The organism is Paraburkholderia elongata (assembly GCF_013177735.1).
GTDB classification, from domain to species: Bacteria; Pseudomonadota; Gammaproteobacteria; order Burkholderiales; family Burkholderiaceae; genus Paraburkholderia; species Paraburkholderia elongata.
On the sequence record NZ_WOEZ01000123.1, the window covers coordinates 28130 to 43530 of the forward strand.

At 60.0% G+C, this 15401-nt stretch carries 12 protein-coding genes and 1 pseudogene; 5 read left to right on the forward strand and 8 right to left on the reverse strand.

The window, feature by feature from the left end:
- Window positions 1-183 precede the first annotated feature (183 nt).
- Entirely contained in the window at window positions 184-669 is a 486-nt protein-coding gene (locus GNZ13_RS22910) for a MarR family winged helix-turn-helix transcriptional regulator (RefSeq protein ID WP_172168323.1), read from the forward strand.
- 24 nt (window positions 670-693) lie between these two features.
- On the opposite strand, the gene GNZ13_RS22915 is transcribed toward GNZ13_RS22910, so the two are convergent.
- Entirely contained in the window at window positions 694-1803 is a 1110-nt protein-coding gene (locus tag GNZ13_RS22915; protein ID WP_236002146.1) for an aminotransferase-like domain-containing protein, read from the reverse strand.
- A 180-nt stretch (window positions 1804-1983) separates the two neighbouring features.
- Window positions 1984-2142, reverse strand: a pseudogene (locus GNZ13_RS54330) (PLP-dependent aminotransferase family protein); the annotation flags it as partial.
- A gap of 108 nt (window positions 2143-2250) precedes the next feature.
- Here GNZ13_RS54330 and ltaE point away from each other — a divergent pair.
- Window positions 2251-3282: a low-specificity L-threonine aldolase gene (ltaE, locus tag GNZ13_RS22920; RefSeq protein WP_172168398.1), complete on the forward strand. Its 1032-nt coding sequence runs from the start codon at window positions 2251-2253 to the stop codon at window positions 3280-3282.
- Window positions 3283-3374: 92 nt separating this feature from the next.
- Window positions 3375-4964: a methyl-accepting chemotaxis protein gene (locus GNZ13_RS22925; protein WP_236002147.1), complete on the forward strand. Its 1590-nt coding sequence runs from the start codon at window positions 3375-3377 to the stop codon at window positions 4962-4964.
- Between the two features lie 83 nt (window positions 4965-5047).
- Here the strand turns inward: GNZ13_RS22925 and GNZ13_RS22930 are convergent, their stop codons facing one another.
- On the reverse strand, window positions 5048-5467 hold the full coding sequence (locus GNZ13_RS22930; RefSeq protein ID WP_172168329.1) for a winged helix-turn-helix transcriptional regulator: 420 nt from the start codon (window positions 5465-5467) through the stop codon (window positions 5048-5050).
- Between the two features lie 521 nt (window positions 5468-5988).
- Between GNZ13_RS22930 and GNZ13_RS22935 the strand changes: the two genes are divergently transcribed.
- Window positions 5989-6792, forward strand: a complete 804-nt coding sequence (locus tag GNZ13_RS22935) for a class II aldolase/adducin family protein (protein ID WP_172168331.1) — start codon at window positions 5989-5991, stop codon at window positions 6790-6792.
- A gap of 26 nt (window positions 6793-6818) precedes the next feature.
- On the opposite strand, the gene GNZ13_RS22940 is transcribed toward GNZ13_RS22935, so the two are convergent.
- From GNZ13_RS22940 to GNZ13_RS22955, 4 genes are all read right to left on the reverse strand, one after another.
- Entirely contained in the window at window positions 6819-7769 is a 951-nt protein-coding gene (locus GNZ13_RS22940) for a LysR substrate-binding domain-containing protein (protein WP_172168333.1), read from the reverse strand.
- Window positions 7770-7849: 80 nt separating this feature from the next.
- A complete protein-coding gene (locus GNZ13_RS22945; RefSeq protein WP_172168335.1) occupies window positions 7850-9184 on the reverse strand; it encodes an MFS transporter in 1335 nt (444 codons plus the stop codon).
- A gap of 157 nt (window positions 9185-9341) precedes the next feature.
- Entirely contained in the window at window positions 9342-10919 is a 1578-nt protein-coding gene (locus GNZ13_RS22950) for an MFS transporter (protein WP_172168337.1), read from the reverse strand.
- Between the two features lie 129 nt (window positions 10920-11048).
- Entirely contained in the window at window positions 11049-12461 is a 1413-nt protein-coding gene (locus GNZ13_RS22955; protein ID WP_172168339.1) for an MFS transporter, read from the reverse strand.
- Between the two features lie 233 nt (window positions 12462-12694).
- Here GNZ13_RS22955 and GNZ13_RS22960 point away from each other — a divergent pair, with 233 nt between their 5' ends.
- Window positions 12695-13399: a TetR/AcrR family transcriptional regulator gene (locus tag GNZ13_RS22960; protein WP_172168341.1), complete on the forward strand. Its 705-nt coding sequence runs from the start codon at window positions 12695-12697 to the stop codon at window positions 13397-13399.
- Between the two features lie 99 nt (window positions 13400-13498).
- On the opposite strand, the gene GNZ13_RS22965 is transcribed toward GNZ13_RS22960, so the two are convergent.
- Window positions 13499-15136, reverse strand: a complete 1638-nt coding sequence (locus GNZ13_RS22965) for a phospholipase C (protein WP_172168400.1) — start codon at window positions 15134-15136, stop codon at window positions 13499-13501.
- Window positions 15137-15401: the final 265 nt, after the last annotated feature.

Genomic DNA, 15401 nt, shown 5'->3' on the forward strand with positions numbered 1-15401 from the left:
CCGCCATTGTGCGTGCTTGCCCCATTCGTGCGCATTGCGGCATGCTAGTGCCATGTGGCAAGCGCCCGATTTGTCTGCACGTATGGGGAGTTACCATACGATGGTATGTTTCGTGCATGAAACGCGTAAAATTCAAATGTTGTAGTGTGCAACTGAATCAGAGTAGCTGAATGGGAGAACAGCATGTCGAAGGCGCCGTATCCAAGACTGGAGCATTTGAATTTCCGCCTCGACGTACTCAGCGAGTTGGCCAAGGGCGTGGCGTCTGGCCTCTACGAAGCCGAATGCGATGTCACCCTGCGCGACCTGCGCGTGCTGCGTTTCGTCGATATGCAGCCGGGCATCTCCCTCGGTCCGTTGATTGAGCTGACATACCTTGAAAAGACGCTGGTTTCGAAGCTGGTCACCACGCTAGCTAATCGCGGCTTGCTGACGCGCTCTACCGGCACGACGGATGCACGTGTCATCAACCTGCACTTGACCAGGAAGGGCAAGACAATTGTCCGCAAGTGCGATCGGATCGGCAAGATCTTCGACGAGCAGCTCATGTCCGTTCTGTCAGCGGAGGAAAAGCGAGTGCTTTTTCACTGCGTCGACAAGCTGACGGAACACGTTGAGGAGGGCGGTGAATGGACGCTCCCGCCGACACGACGCAAGCGCGCAGCCTGAATCATTTTTGTCTGTCGAGCGCTGCTATTCCGACGCGGCGACGGCGATCCGCGCTAGCGCTCCGAGACGCTCGACCGCTTTTTCCTGATTGTTCGTCCACCGATAACCGGCGTTCAATCGCAGGCAATCGTCGTAGGCGCCGCCCTGGCCGAACAGATGTCCTGGGGCAAAACCGATACCCTCGGTGCGTGCCTGCTCAAACATAGGGCGCGTGCTGACGCGAAGATGGCCGGTGGTAGGCAACTTTAGCCAGAGAACGAATCCGCCGCGTGGGTGGCTCAACTCTGTGCCTTCGGGAAAGTGACGGAGGACAGCATCGCGTAGTGCACTCTGCTGGTCCTGCAGCGCACCTTTGAGGCGTCTCAGGTGCAAAGCGAAACCGCCACTGGAGAGCATCCCGGCGACCGCGGTCTGCTGCAATTCCGCCGTGGCCATGCTGGTGGTGTACTTCAGTGCCCGAACTTTATCGCTAAACTTTCCCGCCGCAATCCAGCCAAGGCGCAAGCCGGGACACAGACTCTTCGAGAAGCCGCCGCATAGAAGCACATTGCCGGACGTATCGAAGGCCCGTGCCGGACGCGGCCGCAGCTCGTCATAGCAGACGTCTCCGAAAATGTCGTCCTCGATCAAAGGGATGTTGCGCGCTTGTAGCAGCCTCACGAGCGCCGCCTTGTCCGCGTCTGACGCGATGCTGCCAACCGGGTTGTTGGCGTTTGCGATCGTGACGACCGCATTGATACGCGTTTCATTGAGCGCACTTTTCAGCGCGTCGAGATCCATCCCGGTGCCGGTTCGGCACGGGATCGGCAGGACCCGCAGTTCGAGGGCGCCCAACATTTGCAGCAACACGAAATAAGTCGGCGACTCGACTGCCACGACATCGCCGGGTCGCGTCACGGCCCTGAGTGCAAGATTCAGTGCTTCGATGCAGCCGTTGGTAACAACCAGCTCGTCGGGGGCGAGTTCGCAGCGATACTGCATCGCCTGACGAGCGATCTCGCGCCGCAGGTCAGGGTGTCCCGCCCCCCGCGCATGCGCACCGACCAGGTCCGGCTGCTGGTACGCACTTCGGCGTAGCAGGACGCTCAGCCTGTCGACCGGATACAGCGACGGCTCCCCGACAGCAAGGTCCAAACGAACCGCACACGGCGCACCTACCATCGCAAGGTGATCACGGACCTGGGCATCGAGTTCTGGAGGCGGGTTGGGCCACCCTGTGGCTCGCGCGGGGCACGAGTGCTCCGGTCGCCTTGCGACAAAATAACCCGATCGGGGGCGAGCCTCGATATGACCCTGCGTTTCCAGCCAGCGCAGGGCCTGCACTGCGGTAGTGAGGCTCACGTCGTGTTGCACTGCCAGCGTACGTACGGACGGTATGCGACTGCCTTCGCACAGTCCCGCATGGACGATTCCCTCCCACAATTGCTGGGCGAGTCGTTTATATCGTGGCAAAACGGATTCAGTTGCCTGCATGCTGTTCAATTCATCGCCGCGAATCTGTTATCTAACAGATTCGCCTTTGCTGTGTATTGGCCTAACGCAATCGGAATGCCAAGATCGCTGCTCTTGGAAGGAAATCCGATGAGCCCTGCAATCCGCTACGACTTTCGCAGCGACACCGTTACCCGACCCGGCCCTCTAATGCGTGCCGCGATGGCAGCGGCCGAAGTGGGCGACGACGTTCTCGGAGACGATCCGACCGTAAATCGACTGGAAGCAATAGTCTGCGAAATCCTCGGCAAGGAATCTGCCCTGTTTGTGTCGTCGGGCACGCAGTCAAATCTTATCGCACTCATGTCGCATTGCGAGCGCGGCGACGAGTATATCGTCGGCCAGAACGCCCACTGCTATCGCTGGGAAGCCGGTGGGGCCGCAGCACTCGGGAGTATCCAGCCGCAGCCGTTGACCAATCAGCCCGATGGGACGCTGTCGCTCGCTGATATCGAACTGGCCGTTAAGCCAGACGATCCACATTTCGCTCGCTCGCGTCTGCTTGCGCTCGAGAACACAATCGGCGGGAAGGCCCTCTCTTTGGCCTACGTCGACGCCGCCACTTCACTTGCCCGTCGGCATGGCCTTTCATGCCATCTCGATGGTGCGCGCGTGTTCAATGCGGCCGCGGTACTGGGCGTTCCGGCGGCGACGCTGGTCGCACCGTTCGACTCCGCATCCGTCTGCCTGTCAAAGGGATTGGGAGCGCCCATCGGGTCGATGCTTGTCGGTTCGTTCCCTTTTATCTCGCGGGCGCGGCGGCTGCGCAAGATGCTCGGCGGAGGCATGCGGCAGGCAGGCATCATGGCGGCAGCCGGATTGTATGCGCTTGAGCACAACGTCGATCGGTTAGAGGTTGATCACACCAATGCCAGGATCCTCGCGCAGGGTCTGTCGACGTTCCCTGGCTTGACCGTGTCAGCGCCCGACACGAATATCGTTTTCGTGAATGTCGCCGAAGAGATAGCAGGGGTGTTTTCCGGTCACCTGGCTGCACACGGTATTGGCGTCACGTCTGTGTATGGCACGACGCAGCAGCGCTGGGTTACGCACCTCGACGTCTCCGCGGACGCCGTCGAGGCTGCGCTCACCATCGTGCGGGACTTCTTTGTCGGGCGATAAAGTCGTGAGTCGGTTGTTCGCAAAGCTCGGGCACGTTGGTCGTTAGTAAGCAGGTACACAAGTTACTGAGAGTGATCGCATAGGGAGCGATGTTGAAACTTCAGAATGTTCGCACCGGCACGCGGGTTGCTGTGGGTTTTGGGTTGATTCTGTTTGCGCTCGTCGCGCTAACGATTGTAGGGATCACGCGAGTCAACAAGATCAATGCGAGCCTCACGACAATCAACGACATTAACAGTGTCAAAGAAACCTATGCGATCGCATTCCGCGGAAGTGTCCACAACCGCGCAATAGCGCTGCGCGACGTGGTGCTCGTGCCGCCGAGAGAGCTTCCATCGGTGCTGTCGCGTATCAATGAATTGAACGAAGCGTACCAGGAAGCAGCCGGTCCACTTGACAAAATGGTTGCTGCGCGCAGCGCGGCGTATAACGACGAGAAGCCGGCGCTGACAGCCATCAAGGCCGACGAGGCTCGCACACTGCCCTTGATGGCCGACGTGATTGCAAGGCAGCAGGCGGGGGACACAGCCGGTGCGCAGCGCGTGCTGCTTGATCAGGCCCGGCCGGCATTCGTCGACTGGCTGAACGCCATCGATCGCTTCATTGATCTCGAAGAGCAGTTGAACAGCGTACAGGGAAACGCGGCGCGGGAAGTTGGGCGCACATTCCAGGTGCTCATGCTCGTGCTGACCGCGCTGGCAATCTTGACAGGCGGTGTGATTGCCTATTGGATCACGCATGACATCACGCGGGCGCTTGGCGGCGAACCGGGTCAGGTCAAGCATCTCGCTAACGCGATCCGCAGCGGCGACCTGTTCCAGGCGGTGCGGGTACGACATGGCGATAGCGACAGCATACTTGCGACCATGGAGCGGATGCGCAACGCACTGCATGACGTCGTCGAAAGCGTGCGGCAGCATGCCGACGGCGTCTCGACGACAAGTATTCAGATCAGCCAGGGCAATGCAGATTTGTCGACGCGCACCGAATCGCAAGCTGCGTCGCTGCAACAGACTTCAGCGTCGATGGATCAACTCACCGGCACCGTCAAACAGAATTCGGATAGCGCTAAGCAAGCCAGTGCAGTAGCTACGGCGGCGGAGGAGATAGCCACGCGCGGCAGTCAAACTGTGCAAAGCGTTGTTGAAACGATGGACGGAATCTCGGCATCGTCGGAGCGGATGGCGGAGATCATTTCGGTCATCGAGGGTATAGCGTTCCAGACTAACATTCTCGCGCTCAATGCAGCTGTGGAAGCTGCTCGCGCGGGCGAGGAGGGGCGTGGCTTCGCGGTTGTCGCGAGCGAGGTCCGCTCGCTCGCGCAGCGCGCAGCGACCGCTGCAAAGGAAATCAAGGCGCTTATCGATGAATCGGTCCAGCGTGTCCAGGCGGGGTCGTTTAGGGTGCGCGACGCCGGGGCGACGATGGCCGAGATTTTGCAATCGGTACGGCAGGTCAACGAGATCATGGCAGAGATCGCCGCGGCGTCGGAAGAGCAGAGCATCGGCATCGAACAGGTCGGACAGGCAATCGTGCAAATGGACGAAGCGACGCAACAAAATGCCGCACTGGTTGAACAGGCATCGGCGGCTACGCGATCACTGGAAGAGCAGGCGTTTGCGTTGCGCAGCGCCGTCAGCGCTTTCCGGATACGCGGTTCGTTGCCAACGGAGCGCGATTGATCCGCTCGTATAAAGCTTCAGTCACCCTTGTGGGCATCGAACGGCCGCATGCATTCGCAACTCACAAGCTTCAACCTTGCCGTCTAAAGAGTCGCACCGTCGGGTGACCGTGAGGTGTCGGCCCGCTTTTCTCTACGATCGAACTGCAGCCGCGCCACTTCCATTTCGGTCATGTGACTTTCGGCCCAATCCCAAATTCCGCAGATTTTGTCCAGAAGGCTGCTTCCGAGCGGTGTCAGCCGATAGTCGACGCGCGGCGGGATCACTGGATGCACGTGGCGCGAAACCAAGCCGTCGCGCTCAAGTTGGCGCAACGTCTTCGTGAGCATCTTCTGACTGACGCCACCGATGTGTTCGCGTAGGCGCGAAAAACGCATCTCGCCGTCGGTCCCAAGTGCATCGATCACCAGGATGGTCCACTTATCGGCGATCTGCTCAATGATGTCGCGCGCAAGATCATCGGTTTTTTTTTGCGCATGGTCGTCGGCGCAATTTGTTTCCATGGGGAGAGTATGGGTCCGCGAGGCGTCTTGTGGTCGCCTGATGTGGCAGACATGATCGTTAGCCTGCTTGGTTAATCAGCATGCCTCAATTCCTCGGGCAGCATCCGACACGGGTGCGATTTGTCAAGCAGCGAGTATCGCATGACTATCGAAATACTTGCGATTGAATTTTTTTGTACGCCTGCTTCAAGCCTCTGCCTCGGACGCGTGCTATCTGCGAAGGGAAGTTGGGTGGCACCAATGAAACGCATTCGATCGCAGTAATCCGGCGGCCGCTCGACGTATTTGCTCACGACACCTTCGGCAAAGCCGTGCTCGCGCTCGCCGTGTGCTGAGTGCTGGATCACCGACCCAACGATCGCGCTGTGGGCTGCGCGTTGTCCTACGTATCTGGACACCAAGGTCGAATCGTCAGGCCGTGCGTTGTGAGCGCAAGAAGCGATCTTGTGACAAATCGTCGATGGACTGAGTCGTCTGTGCAGACGAAAATCAAGGCTCCGATCAGCACGAAGGAGTATGTCATGGGCCACGCGGAAGTCCGCGAGTTGCAGATTCCCAAACCAATCGGCGGACGCTTGCCGGAGCCGCCGGTATTCGCCAGCCTCGACGATGAACGGCAACATCGCAAGCTCAAACTCGCTGCGGCATTTCGCATCTTTGCGCGATTCGGGCTGGCCGAAGGCATAGCCGGGCATATCACGGTCCGCGACCCGGAGTTTCACGACCGATTTTGGGTCAACCCGTACGCGCAGCATTTTTCGTCAATTCATCCCGATGATCTCGTGTGCATTGACGAGGAGGCCAACGTTTATCATGGGACCGGACCCGTCAACGCCGCTGCGGCGGCGATTCACTGCGGTATCCACGGCGCGAATCCCAATATCGTTGCAGCAGCCCATACACATACGCCTTCCGGCCGCGCGTTTTCAGCGCGCGCACGGCTCCTTGCGCCGCTCAATCAGGAGGCCTGTCTCTTCTATGACGATCACGTGCTATTTCGCGGCGACGTCGTCGTGCTCGCCACCGAAGAGGGTCGCCGGATCGCGGAGACGATGGGCACAAAGCGCGCGGCCGTTCTGCTCAATCATGGCCTGCTGACCGTCGGTTCATCGGTCGACGCCGCGGCGTACCGCTTCATTGCAATGGAGCGTTGCTGCCAGGTGCAGTTGCTGGCAGAGGCGGCAGGTTCAATTGAGCCGCTATCGGACGAGGACGCGCGGGCAACGCGCGCGCAACTGGGGTCCGACTACGTCGCATGGCTCAGCTTCCAGGGGCTCTACCAGCAACTCCTGCGTGACAGCCCTGATCTGCGCGAACTCGCGTGAACACGGACGTCCTGACACGGACGTCCTCAGTTTGGCGTAAGTGTCGCCTCGAAGGCTGCCGTGCGGTCGCGGTGGCAGCCTTCGCGATAGTCGCGTACGGCCTCGCTTAGCCATTGATCGAAGCGTTTAAGCGGTTCCCAGTCACGTTTCTGCTCGGGAAACGAGTAGTAGACGGTCTCCGGATTCGGGATCGAATGAGGATGCACCTGGACGAGTGCACGGCTGCGCAGCTCCCGTTCGATCAGGATACGCGGAAGCAAAGCCACGCCTAGTCCGGAAATCGCGGCGTTGATTGCCATGATGAACATGTCGTAGTGCTGGTTCGCCGCGCTATGCTCGATGATCTGCGTGGACGCGCTTTCGGACCATGCAAGCCACGCGCGCGGAAGATCGCGGGTGTGAATCCAAGGCAGCGCGCTGATCTTTTCGCTGCTCAAGCTATCGCGCCTACCGATCAACCCGGGTGCACAGACAGCGAGAATCTGATCGTCGCTCACGAGCGGCTGTCCTGGCATAGCGGGCCACAAGCTCTGTCCGAAATAGATCGCCGCATCGAAGCTTGAATTGTCGAAGAACGTTGGCTGGTCGCGCCCCATGATGTGAAGTTGCAGGTCCGGGTTGAGCTCGTAGAAGTCATGCAGACGCGGAATCAGCCATTGAGACGCAAACGTGACGCCGACGGCCAACTGGATCTTCACTTCGCTTTGCTTGCGCATCAGCTCGAGCGTATCGCGGCGAATCTGGTCGAGATGGACGCGAATTCGCCGCGCGTACTCTGCGCCCGCTGCGGACAATACCAGCCGCTGACGTACCCGCTCGAACAGGGGGATGCCCAGATGAGCCTCGAGCTCGTTGACCTTTTTGCAGACAGCACCATGCGTTTGCGACAGCTCGACCGCAGCTTTCGAAAAACTTTCATGTCGCGCCGCGGCTTCAAAAGCTTGCAGCGCACTGAGACTAGGGACACCGCGGCGCATCGAGAATCCTTGCTGGCGAAAAGAAATGGGCAATGGATCCGTCGATGATAGTCCTAAGGACGGCGAGGCGCTGGCCACGCTTATTCACTGGCCAGCTGTGGCTGGCCAATTTTTCGCCAGCGGGTTTCGAGCAGCGTGACCGTGATCGAGGCGAGCACCATCGTCGCGGCGATGCCGACGAATGCGAGGACAAACGTGCCGGTCGTATCCTTTACCCAACCGATAAAATACGGCAGCAAAAATCCTGACGAAACCCCGATGCTCGTGATCAGGGCGATGCCGGCCGCTGCAGCGCGATCGGTGAGGATGCGGCTAGGCAACTGCCAGAAGGTCGTGATGCTGCAGAAGCAGGCCGCGGAGCCGATCGAGAGGGCGATGATCGACTGGTAGGGAGACTTCAGCAGCAGGGCCACCGAGAGCGCGGCCGCGCACACCAGAAGGGGGCCTGCCACATGCCAGGCGCCGACTTGGTGGCGGCTAACCACACGGCCCCAGATCAGCGTCGCGACAACGGCAACGCCGAATGGAATCGCCGTGATCAGCCCGATATCCATGAGGCTGTACTTCACCCCAAAAGTGCTTTCAAACGTTTTGATGACTTGCGGCAGGAAATAGAGCAAGCCGATGATGCCGGCGTTGGTGCCGAAGTAGACGACACCGAGCGCCCAGACTTTCGGATTTCCGAGCGCCCTCAAGGCGCTGGACGGCGAGGTGGCGGCCGCTGCCTCGGCCCGTTCGGCAGCCAGTGCCGCGGCGATTTCACTCCTTTCCGCAGCGGAAAGCCAGCGGGAGCGGGACGGGTCGTCCGTCAGCCAGAAATAGGCAATCCCGGCCAGGATGATAGCGGGGACCCCCTCCAGCAGAATCATTGCGCGCCAGCCGGTGATACCGAACACGTTCGCATGTGTCATCAGCCAGGTGGACACCGGTGCCCCGAGCACGCCGGTCAGCGGGATTGCCGTCACGAACAGAGACATCATCCATACGCGATTGCGCGCCGGCATCCACAGTGTGAGGTAATACACCATGCCCGGAAACAGCCCGGCTTCGAACGCGCCAAGAAAGAAGCGGGCGATATAGAGCCAGCGGGAGTCGGGGACGAAGCTCGTCAGCGAGGAGAGCAGACCCCAACTCAGCAGAATGCGCGTCATCCACAGCCGCGCGCCAAATCGATGCATGCACAGGTTGCTCGGCACTTCGAACAGGATATAGCCGAGAAAAAACAGGCTTGCGGCGAAGCCGAACTGCGCCGTTGTCATGTGGAGCTCGGCGTTCATGGTCAGCGCCGCATAGCCGATGTTCGCGCGGTCAAGCTGATTCGCGATGTACATCACAATCATCAGCGGCGCGAGCCGCCAGGCGATCCGTTTCATCAACCGATCGGAAATCGCAGGTTTGCGCGGCCCGAGATCCATGGCTTCCTCCAGATTTACGCGTTACGGAATGCTCTCGAGGATGATTAGGCACCCTGACCAAGGGTACGACAATGCACGAAAAATATTGACTTTGTGAGAAAACGTCACAGATCGGGGCGGGCGCCTTACCGATCACCCATTCGCCCCGGACGTGTTCTCAGTCAACCGCCCCTTCGCCGCCCAAATGCGTGAGGCCGGTATCGTTCGGGCTGGCAGTGGATGGCGTGCGACCGAGAAACACAAGCACGACGAGCGCGGAGGCCAGTGTGATTGCCACAAGAATATGGAGCAGGATGCGGAACGCGCCATCGTACGCCTGCGCGAGAATGGGCTGCCCCAGCGCGGGCAGGAGAGCGACGGCATGTGGCAGATCGCCGGTTGCCACGCGCTGGGCGGCTTCCGCGGCGGCATCGCGCGAAACGAGCGGGAACGCTGCGAGTGCATCGGATAGCCTTAGACGTGTGAGGACCGCCAATATCGCACCCGCGATTGCGAGCGTCATGCCTTCTCCCGCTACACGCGTCGTGCTGAAGATCCCGGTTGCCATGCCCGCGCGTTCCTTTGGAACGACGCTGACTGACAAGCCATCCATCAGGCCCCACGGCAGGCCGGCTCCGACTCCGATGACGAAGAGCGGAAGCGTCAGGGCACCGGATGGCGCGTCAGGCGCGATGCCACTGAACCAAAGCATACCAACCGCCGCTATGACGAGGCCGACCGCTGAAATGACACCGGCCGACATCCATCGCGTGAGAAATGCAGCCGTGATAGGCACAAAGAGCATCGGCGCCGATAGCGAAAGCATCATCAAGCCGGCGTCGATCGCAGAATGTCCTTCAATGCCGATAAATCGTGTGGGCAAGACTAGAAGCAGCGTAACGTAACAAAATGCCGTCGCTAGCGGGAGCGCCTGCACACCTACGAAGCGCGGATAGCGAAACAGCGACAGGTCGAGCATTGGCCGGGAAGCACGCTTTTCGATCCAGACGAACGCGATGAACATCGCCACGGCGCCTGAGAACAGTCCAATGATGAGAGGGCTGCTCCAGCCGCTTTCCGGCCCTTGCAACAGCCCGAATGTGAAGAGTGTCAGCGCGGCGGTGAAGCTGGCGGCGCCAGGCCAATCGAGACCCGTGGCATTGGGGTCGTACGATTCTCTTAGCTTCGGAACGCCGAGTGCAAATCCGGTCAAGCCGATTGCGGCATCCGCGAGGAAGAACGAACGCCAACCGAACGTCTCCGTGAGAAACCCGGCGAGTAGTGGGCCAAGCGCCAAGCCGATGCCGAAGGTGGTGCCGAGCATGCTGAACGCGCGGGCGCGCCCATGTCCGTCGAACTCCTGTGCGAGCGCTGCCGACGCGCCGGCCAGGACCAACGCGGCGGCAATGCCCTGTAGCGCGCGCTGAAAATCGACCCACAACAGAGTCGGCGCCGCGGCGATCCCAAGTGATGTCAACGCGAAGAGCACCACGCCTATGGCGAATACACGCTTTCGTCCGAACAGATCGGCAAGCGCTCCCGAGGCCATCAGACTGCTGCCGAAGCTCAGCATGAAGGCGTTGAGAATCCAGTTGATCGCCACTGGGCTGCCTCCCAAGGCGGTGCCGATGGCCGGCGCGGACACGGCCGCGCCGCCGAAATTCAGCGGCAGCACGAGCACGGCGATGCAAATGCCCACGAGGATCAGCATCTGTTGCGAGGCGCTACGGGGGACTGCTACGTCTGCTATTGGCATGACACCAGCCGAGGCGGCCGGTCGTCCTGCGGACGGGGTAACGCTTTTTTCCTGCACGGACGATCTCTCTGTTCAACTTCCACGGTTATGCCCATCAGGACATGCGGATTCACCCGGTTTAATTCCGCGCTATCGCGGTGCGGTCCGCGTATGGCCGCTCACCTCCCGGCCTGCATCCGGTTCTATGCCGATAAAGTAGAGGACCGAGAACAGCACCAGCGCAGACACTAGCAGGAAGGCGATCCGGAAATCGGCCAGTGAGAGCTGTGCGTGATTTCCATGAATCAGGACCGCAACGTGCAGCGCGATCGCACCAAATGCGATGCCCAGGCCGATGGTCATCTGCTGGACCATACTGAAGAATGTGCTCGCTGAACTCATTCGCACCGGCGGGACGTCCGCGAACGCGAGCGTGTTGATGCTCGTGAACTGCATCGACCGGCACAGGCCGCCGACCAGTAGCACCAACATGATCAGCGCGCGCGGCGTGTCCGGCGAGAGCAGGCTGCACAAAGCGATTGTCCCGGCGGTAAGCAACCCGTTGACGATCATTACCTTGCGAAAGCCAAAGCGTTTGAGGATTGGCGTGGTGACGGTCTTCATGCCCAGATTGCCGGCCGCGTACGCGAGCACCAGCAAACCCGCAGCGAATGCATTTAACCCGAAGCCCAACTGGAACAGCAGTGGTAACAGGAAGGGTGAGACGCTAACCGATACGACATATAACGAACCGCCGTCGAGGGTCACGCGGAACGTCGGAATTCGCCAGGGCAAAAGATCGATCAGGGGATGTTCGGCGCGGCCGAAATGCCGTATGGCCAGGACTGCGGCGACAAAGCCGCAGATCAGCGCGGCGGTCGTGATGCGCCAATCGCTATGCAGCTGCCCGATCAGGACCATGCCGTACATCAGGCACGTCAGCGCGATACCGCTCAGCACGAACCCCGACACATCGAAGGGACGGCGGGTGGGTTCGCGGTAGTTCGGAATGAATAGGGCGGTTAGCGCCAGACCCAGCAAACCGATCGGTACGTTTAGCAGAAAGATCCAGCGCCAGTTGAAATAGGTCGAAATAAACCCGCCCAACGCTGGACCCAACACCGGTGCAGCGAGGCCGGGCCACGTGATATAGGCTATCGAGCGCATCAGGTGACGCTTCTCGGTGCTGCGCAGCACGGCGAGGCGGCCTACCGGCACCATCATTGCGCCGCCGATTCCCTGCAGGATCCGCGAAATGGTGAATTCGACGAGGCCGTTACTCAGCCCGCAAAGTATGGAGGCGCCGGTGAACACGATGATCGCGCCACCGAACACCGACCGTTGCCCAAAGCGGTCGGCCACCCATCCGCTGATTGGAATGAAGACCGCGAGCGCCAGCAGATAGGCAGTCATGCCGATACTCAGGCTCACGGACGTGACGCCGAACGTGGCGGCCATGTGAGGCAGTGCGGTCGCGATCACCGTCGCATCCAGGTTCTCCATGAAATAGGCACTGGCGACGATCAGCGCGATGATGACTGGCTGGCGGCTTGACAAAGACATGGGCGGAGAACGGAATCCGGGTTGTGCGACAGGCCCTCAAACGCTTCAGATTGAGGCGTTTGCAGTCGGTGGCAATCAAAGATGGGGCTCGCTTTGCGGCAGCCTGAGATAATGAATGGCTGCGCCCGAGTGCCTGGCGAGACTCTTCCTCGTACCCGGACGATATACTCTACCAAACCATAAGTCGTCATGTGAAGACGTATTTTTAAAAAAGCGATGAATAGAGGAGCGTTATGAAGGCCAAACCCAGGGATGTTGCAGAGCCGGGCAGCAAGACCGTAACGGGTCGCGCGCCGATCAAGCGGCCGATGAAGAAAGCACCGCAGCGTCTGCCACGTGCCGAGCGTCAGGCGCGCGTGCTGGAGAAGGCCGCCGAATATTTCGCCGAGCACGGCCTGAATGCGCAGACTCGCGCGATTGCCGAGGCTTGTGGCGTGTCGCAACGTCTGCTGTATAGCCTGTTCCCTAGCAAGGCTGCGTTGATCGACGAAGTTTACAAGCGCGAAATTGTCGGGACCTTCAAGGCAATGTGGTTTGTTCAGCTGAAAGACCGCAGTGTGCCCATTGAAAGCAGGCTCAATACGTTTTATCGCGAGTACTACGACACCCTGCTGACGCGGCAGTGGCTTCGCCTGTTCCTTTACTCTTCGCTTGAAGATCTGCAAATGGCGCCGACGTACACGAATGCCGTCGTGACGCATGCGCTTGAGATCATTGTCACTGAGACGGCGCACGAATTGGGACGCGGGGTACCGGCCGATCCCGCTCATCTGACCGAAGTGGGCTGGCTGCTGCACGGCGCGGTATCCCACCTTGCGATTCGCCGCCGTATTTATTCGAACGACAACACCACGCCCAGCGACGCGGTGATTGCGATGCACGTGCGCGCTTTCCTCACCAGCGCGCCAGCGCTGCTTCCGGCGCTAGAAAGCTCCTGAGCGTGACGCGCTGGCGGCCTCGCCCAGCGCGGAAAATAATCATCAACCGACGCGCGAATGCGCGCGTCGTGGACCGCTCCGCTGCCCGGCACCGATCGACTAGCGTTGCGGCTGCCCCGTCACGGTGTCAAGAAACAACTTGGGATTCCGCGGCGAGGCGAAGTCAAACATGTTGTCGATGGGGCCAGCCATCACATCGAATGACCCTTGCCCGATACGCGATCCGTTCAGCCAGTTGTCTTCGATGAAACGCAAAATGGAAGTCTGATCGGTCAACGTGTGATCGACATAGTTTGTCTTCGCATACGGCGACACGACGAGCAGCGGTAGACGCGGACCATATCCGCAACGGCCTTGCACCGGCACACCTGTCAGCCCGCCGAGCGGCGTGCCACGTCCGCAACTATTTGGACCGTTGAGCGCGTCCTGAGTGCTCGCCGATGCGTTCACGATGTGATGGGCGTGGTCGTACCAGCCGTCCGAATCGTCGTAGGCGAGCACGACCGCCGTATCCTTCCAGTCGTCCGCCTGCTGCAGGAAGTTGATGACCTTGGTCACGAATGCCTGCTCATCGAGCGGGTCCGAATTGCCGGCGTGCGCATCCTGGTAGGCAGGGGCCTTAAGGAAACTGACGGCAGGAAAATTCCCGGCGCTCACCGCGGCATAGAAGTCTTCGATATCGTATTGATGGTTTGCGCCGCCGTCGCTGCTCATGCCGATAGTCGCAACGGAAGCAGGGCGCTTATGCCTCGGATTGGCGGTCGAGGCGTAATACTGGAACGGCTGATGGTGCGGCACATAGTCGGCCTTATAGCTTTCAACCACCGGCGAATATGAGCTTCGCGCACAGCCCGTCGATCCGTTCACATTCGTCGCACTGAGGTCGAAACCGCCTTCAAACCAGCCCCACGAAATATTATTCGCACTCAGCATGTCACCGACATTCTTGCCTTGCATGCTAACTGTTGTGCCCTTGGAGCAGACGTCGCCCGTCGGATCGAGGTCGCCGATCACGGTCAGACCGCCGGCACCGTCGCCGACGATGTTCCGGCTATTCGCGTTCGCGGGCGTCACCGTGACGCCGTTCGTCTGCCCGGAAATCAGGTTCAGCGCGCCTGGCGTGGATGGGCCAAACGTAGTGTCGAACGAGTGGTCGTTCAGCGCAAAGTGTTGCGCGTAGTTCCACAGCGCGGTAACGGTGTTGCCGTCGTAATAGCCCATCACCAATCCATTCGTGTACAGGGCGCCTGAGCCGCCTGTAGCCGAAGTGCGGCCGGTGTATTTCGGGAACAGGTCCATCGCACCATTATCGAACGCCATTTGCTCCGGCTTGTAGGCGTGATCTTGCGATGCGGTCAGCGCCTGCGAACGATCGAGCCGGAATGGGTCTGCGGCGTCTGCGCCGTTGGCGGCATTCGTCGAGTTTGGATTGGGCCTGAGCAGGCCATCGAGCAGGCCGTCGACACGCGGCGTGTTGGGCAGCGCATTGAAGGCGGACTCCCCGGCCGGATTCAACGCCTTCGGATACGTTCCAAAGTAATGATCGAACGAAACGTTCTCGCCAAAGATCACGACGAGATGTTTGATTGGCGTAGCCGTGTGCGCGCCCTGCTGGGTTCCCGGCACTGAAGCCGTTGCAACGCTCGCGCTGCCAGCGGCTTCACCGTACGCGGCGAGAGAGGTGGCCAGGCCAAGCGCTAGGGCGGTTGCTATCGAACATCGCCGACGAGTGAGCATCATGTCTATGTTTTCCTGTTGAAGTGTATTGATGTGCATTGCGCTGGGAACGGCTGACGCGCATTTTCGTTTGCACCGGTGTCACGTCCGTTAAGCGGCGATTACGAATCTGTTATCTACGAGGAAGTCTTGTGCTGCGATATCGCCTCGATGGTGTGACATGCACGTCGATGCATGTCATGGCGCCTGACATCATCCATCAAATATCGTCAGGTGACGATGTAGAAATTCAATGTTTTTGAAAATTTCCGATTCTCTACGCATA

Bases quoted from the DNA above. Each gene is read 5' to 3' on its own strand.
- GNZ13_RS22910 (WP_172168323.1), top strand. From the start codon at position 184: ATGTCGAAGGCGCCGTATCCAAGACTGGAGCATTTGAATTTCCGCCTC.
- ltaE (WP_172168398.1), top strand. From the start codon at position 2,251: ATGAGCCCTGCAATCCGCTACGACTTTCGCAGCGACACCGTTACCCGA.
- GNZ13_RS22930 (WP_172168329.1), bottom strand. From the start codon at position 5,467: ATGGAAACAAATTGCGCCGACGACCATGCGCAAAAAAAAACCGATGAT.
- GNZ13_RS22935 (WP_172168331.1), top strand. From the start codon at position 5,989: ATGGGCCACGCGGAAGTCCGCGAGTTGCAGATTCCCAAACCAATCGGC.
- GNZ13_RS22940 (WP_172168333.1), bottom strand. From the start codon at position 7,769: ATGCGCCGCGGTGTCCCTAGTCTCAGTGCGCTGCAAGCTTTTGAAGCC.
- GNZ13_RS22945 (WP_172168335.1), bottom strand. From the start codon at position 9,184: ATGGATCTCGGGCCGCGCAAACCTGCGATTTCCGATCGGTTGATGAAA.
- GNZ13_RS22950 (WP_172168337.1), bottom strand. From the start codon at position 10,919: ATGCCAATAGCAGACGTAGCAGTCCCCCGTAGCGCCTCGCAACAGATG.
- GNZ13_RS22955 (WP_172168339.1), bottom strand. From the start codon at position 12,461: ATGTCTTTGTCAAGCCGCCAGCCAGTCATCATCGCGCTGATCGTCGCC.
- GNZ13_RS22960 (WP_172168341.1), top strand. From the start codon at position 12,695: ATGAAGGCCAAACCCAGGGATGTTGCAGAGCCGGGCAGCAAGACCGTA.
- GNZ13_RS22965 (WP_172168400.1), bottom strand. From the start codon at position 15,136: ATGCTCACTCGTCGGCGATGTTCGATAGCAACCGCCCTAGCGCTTGGC.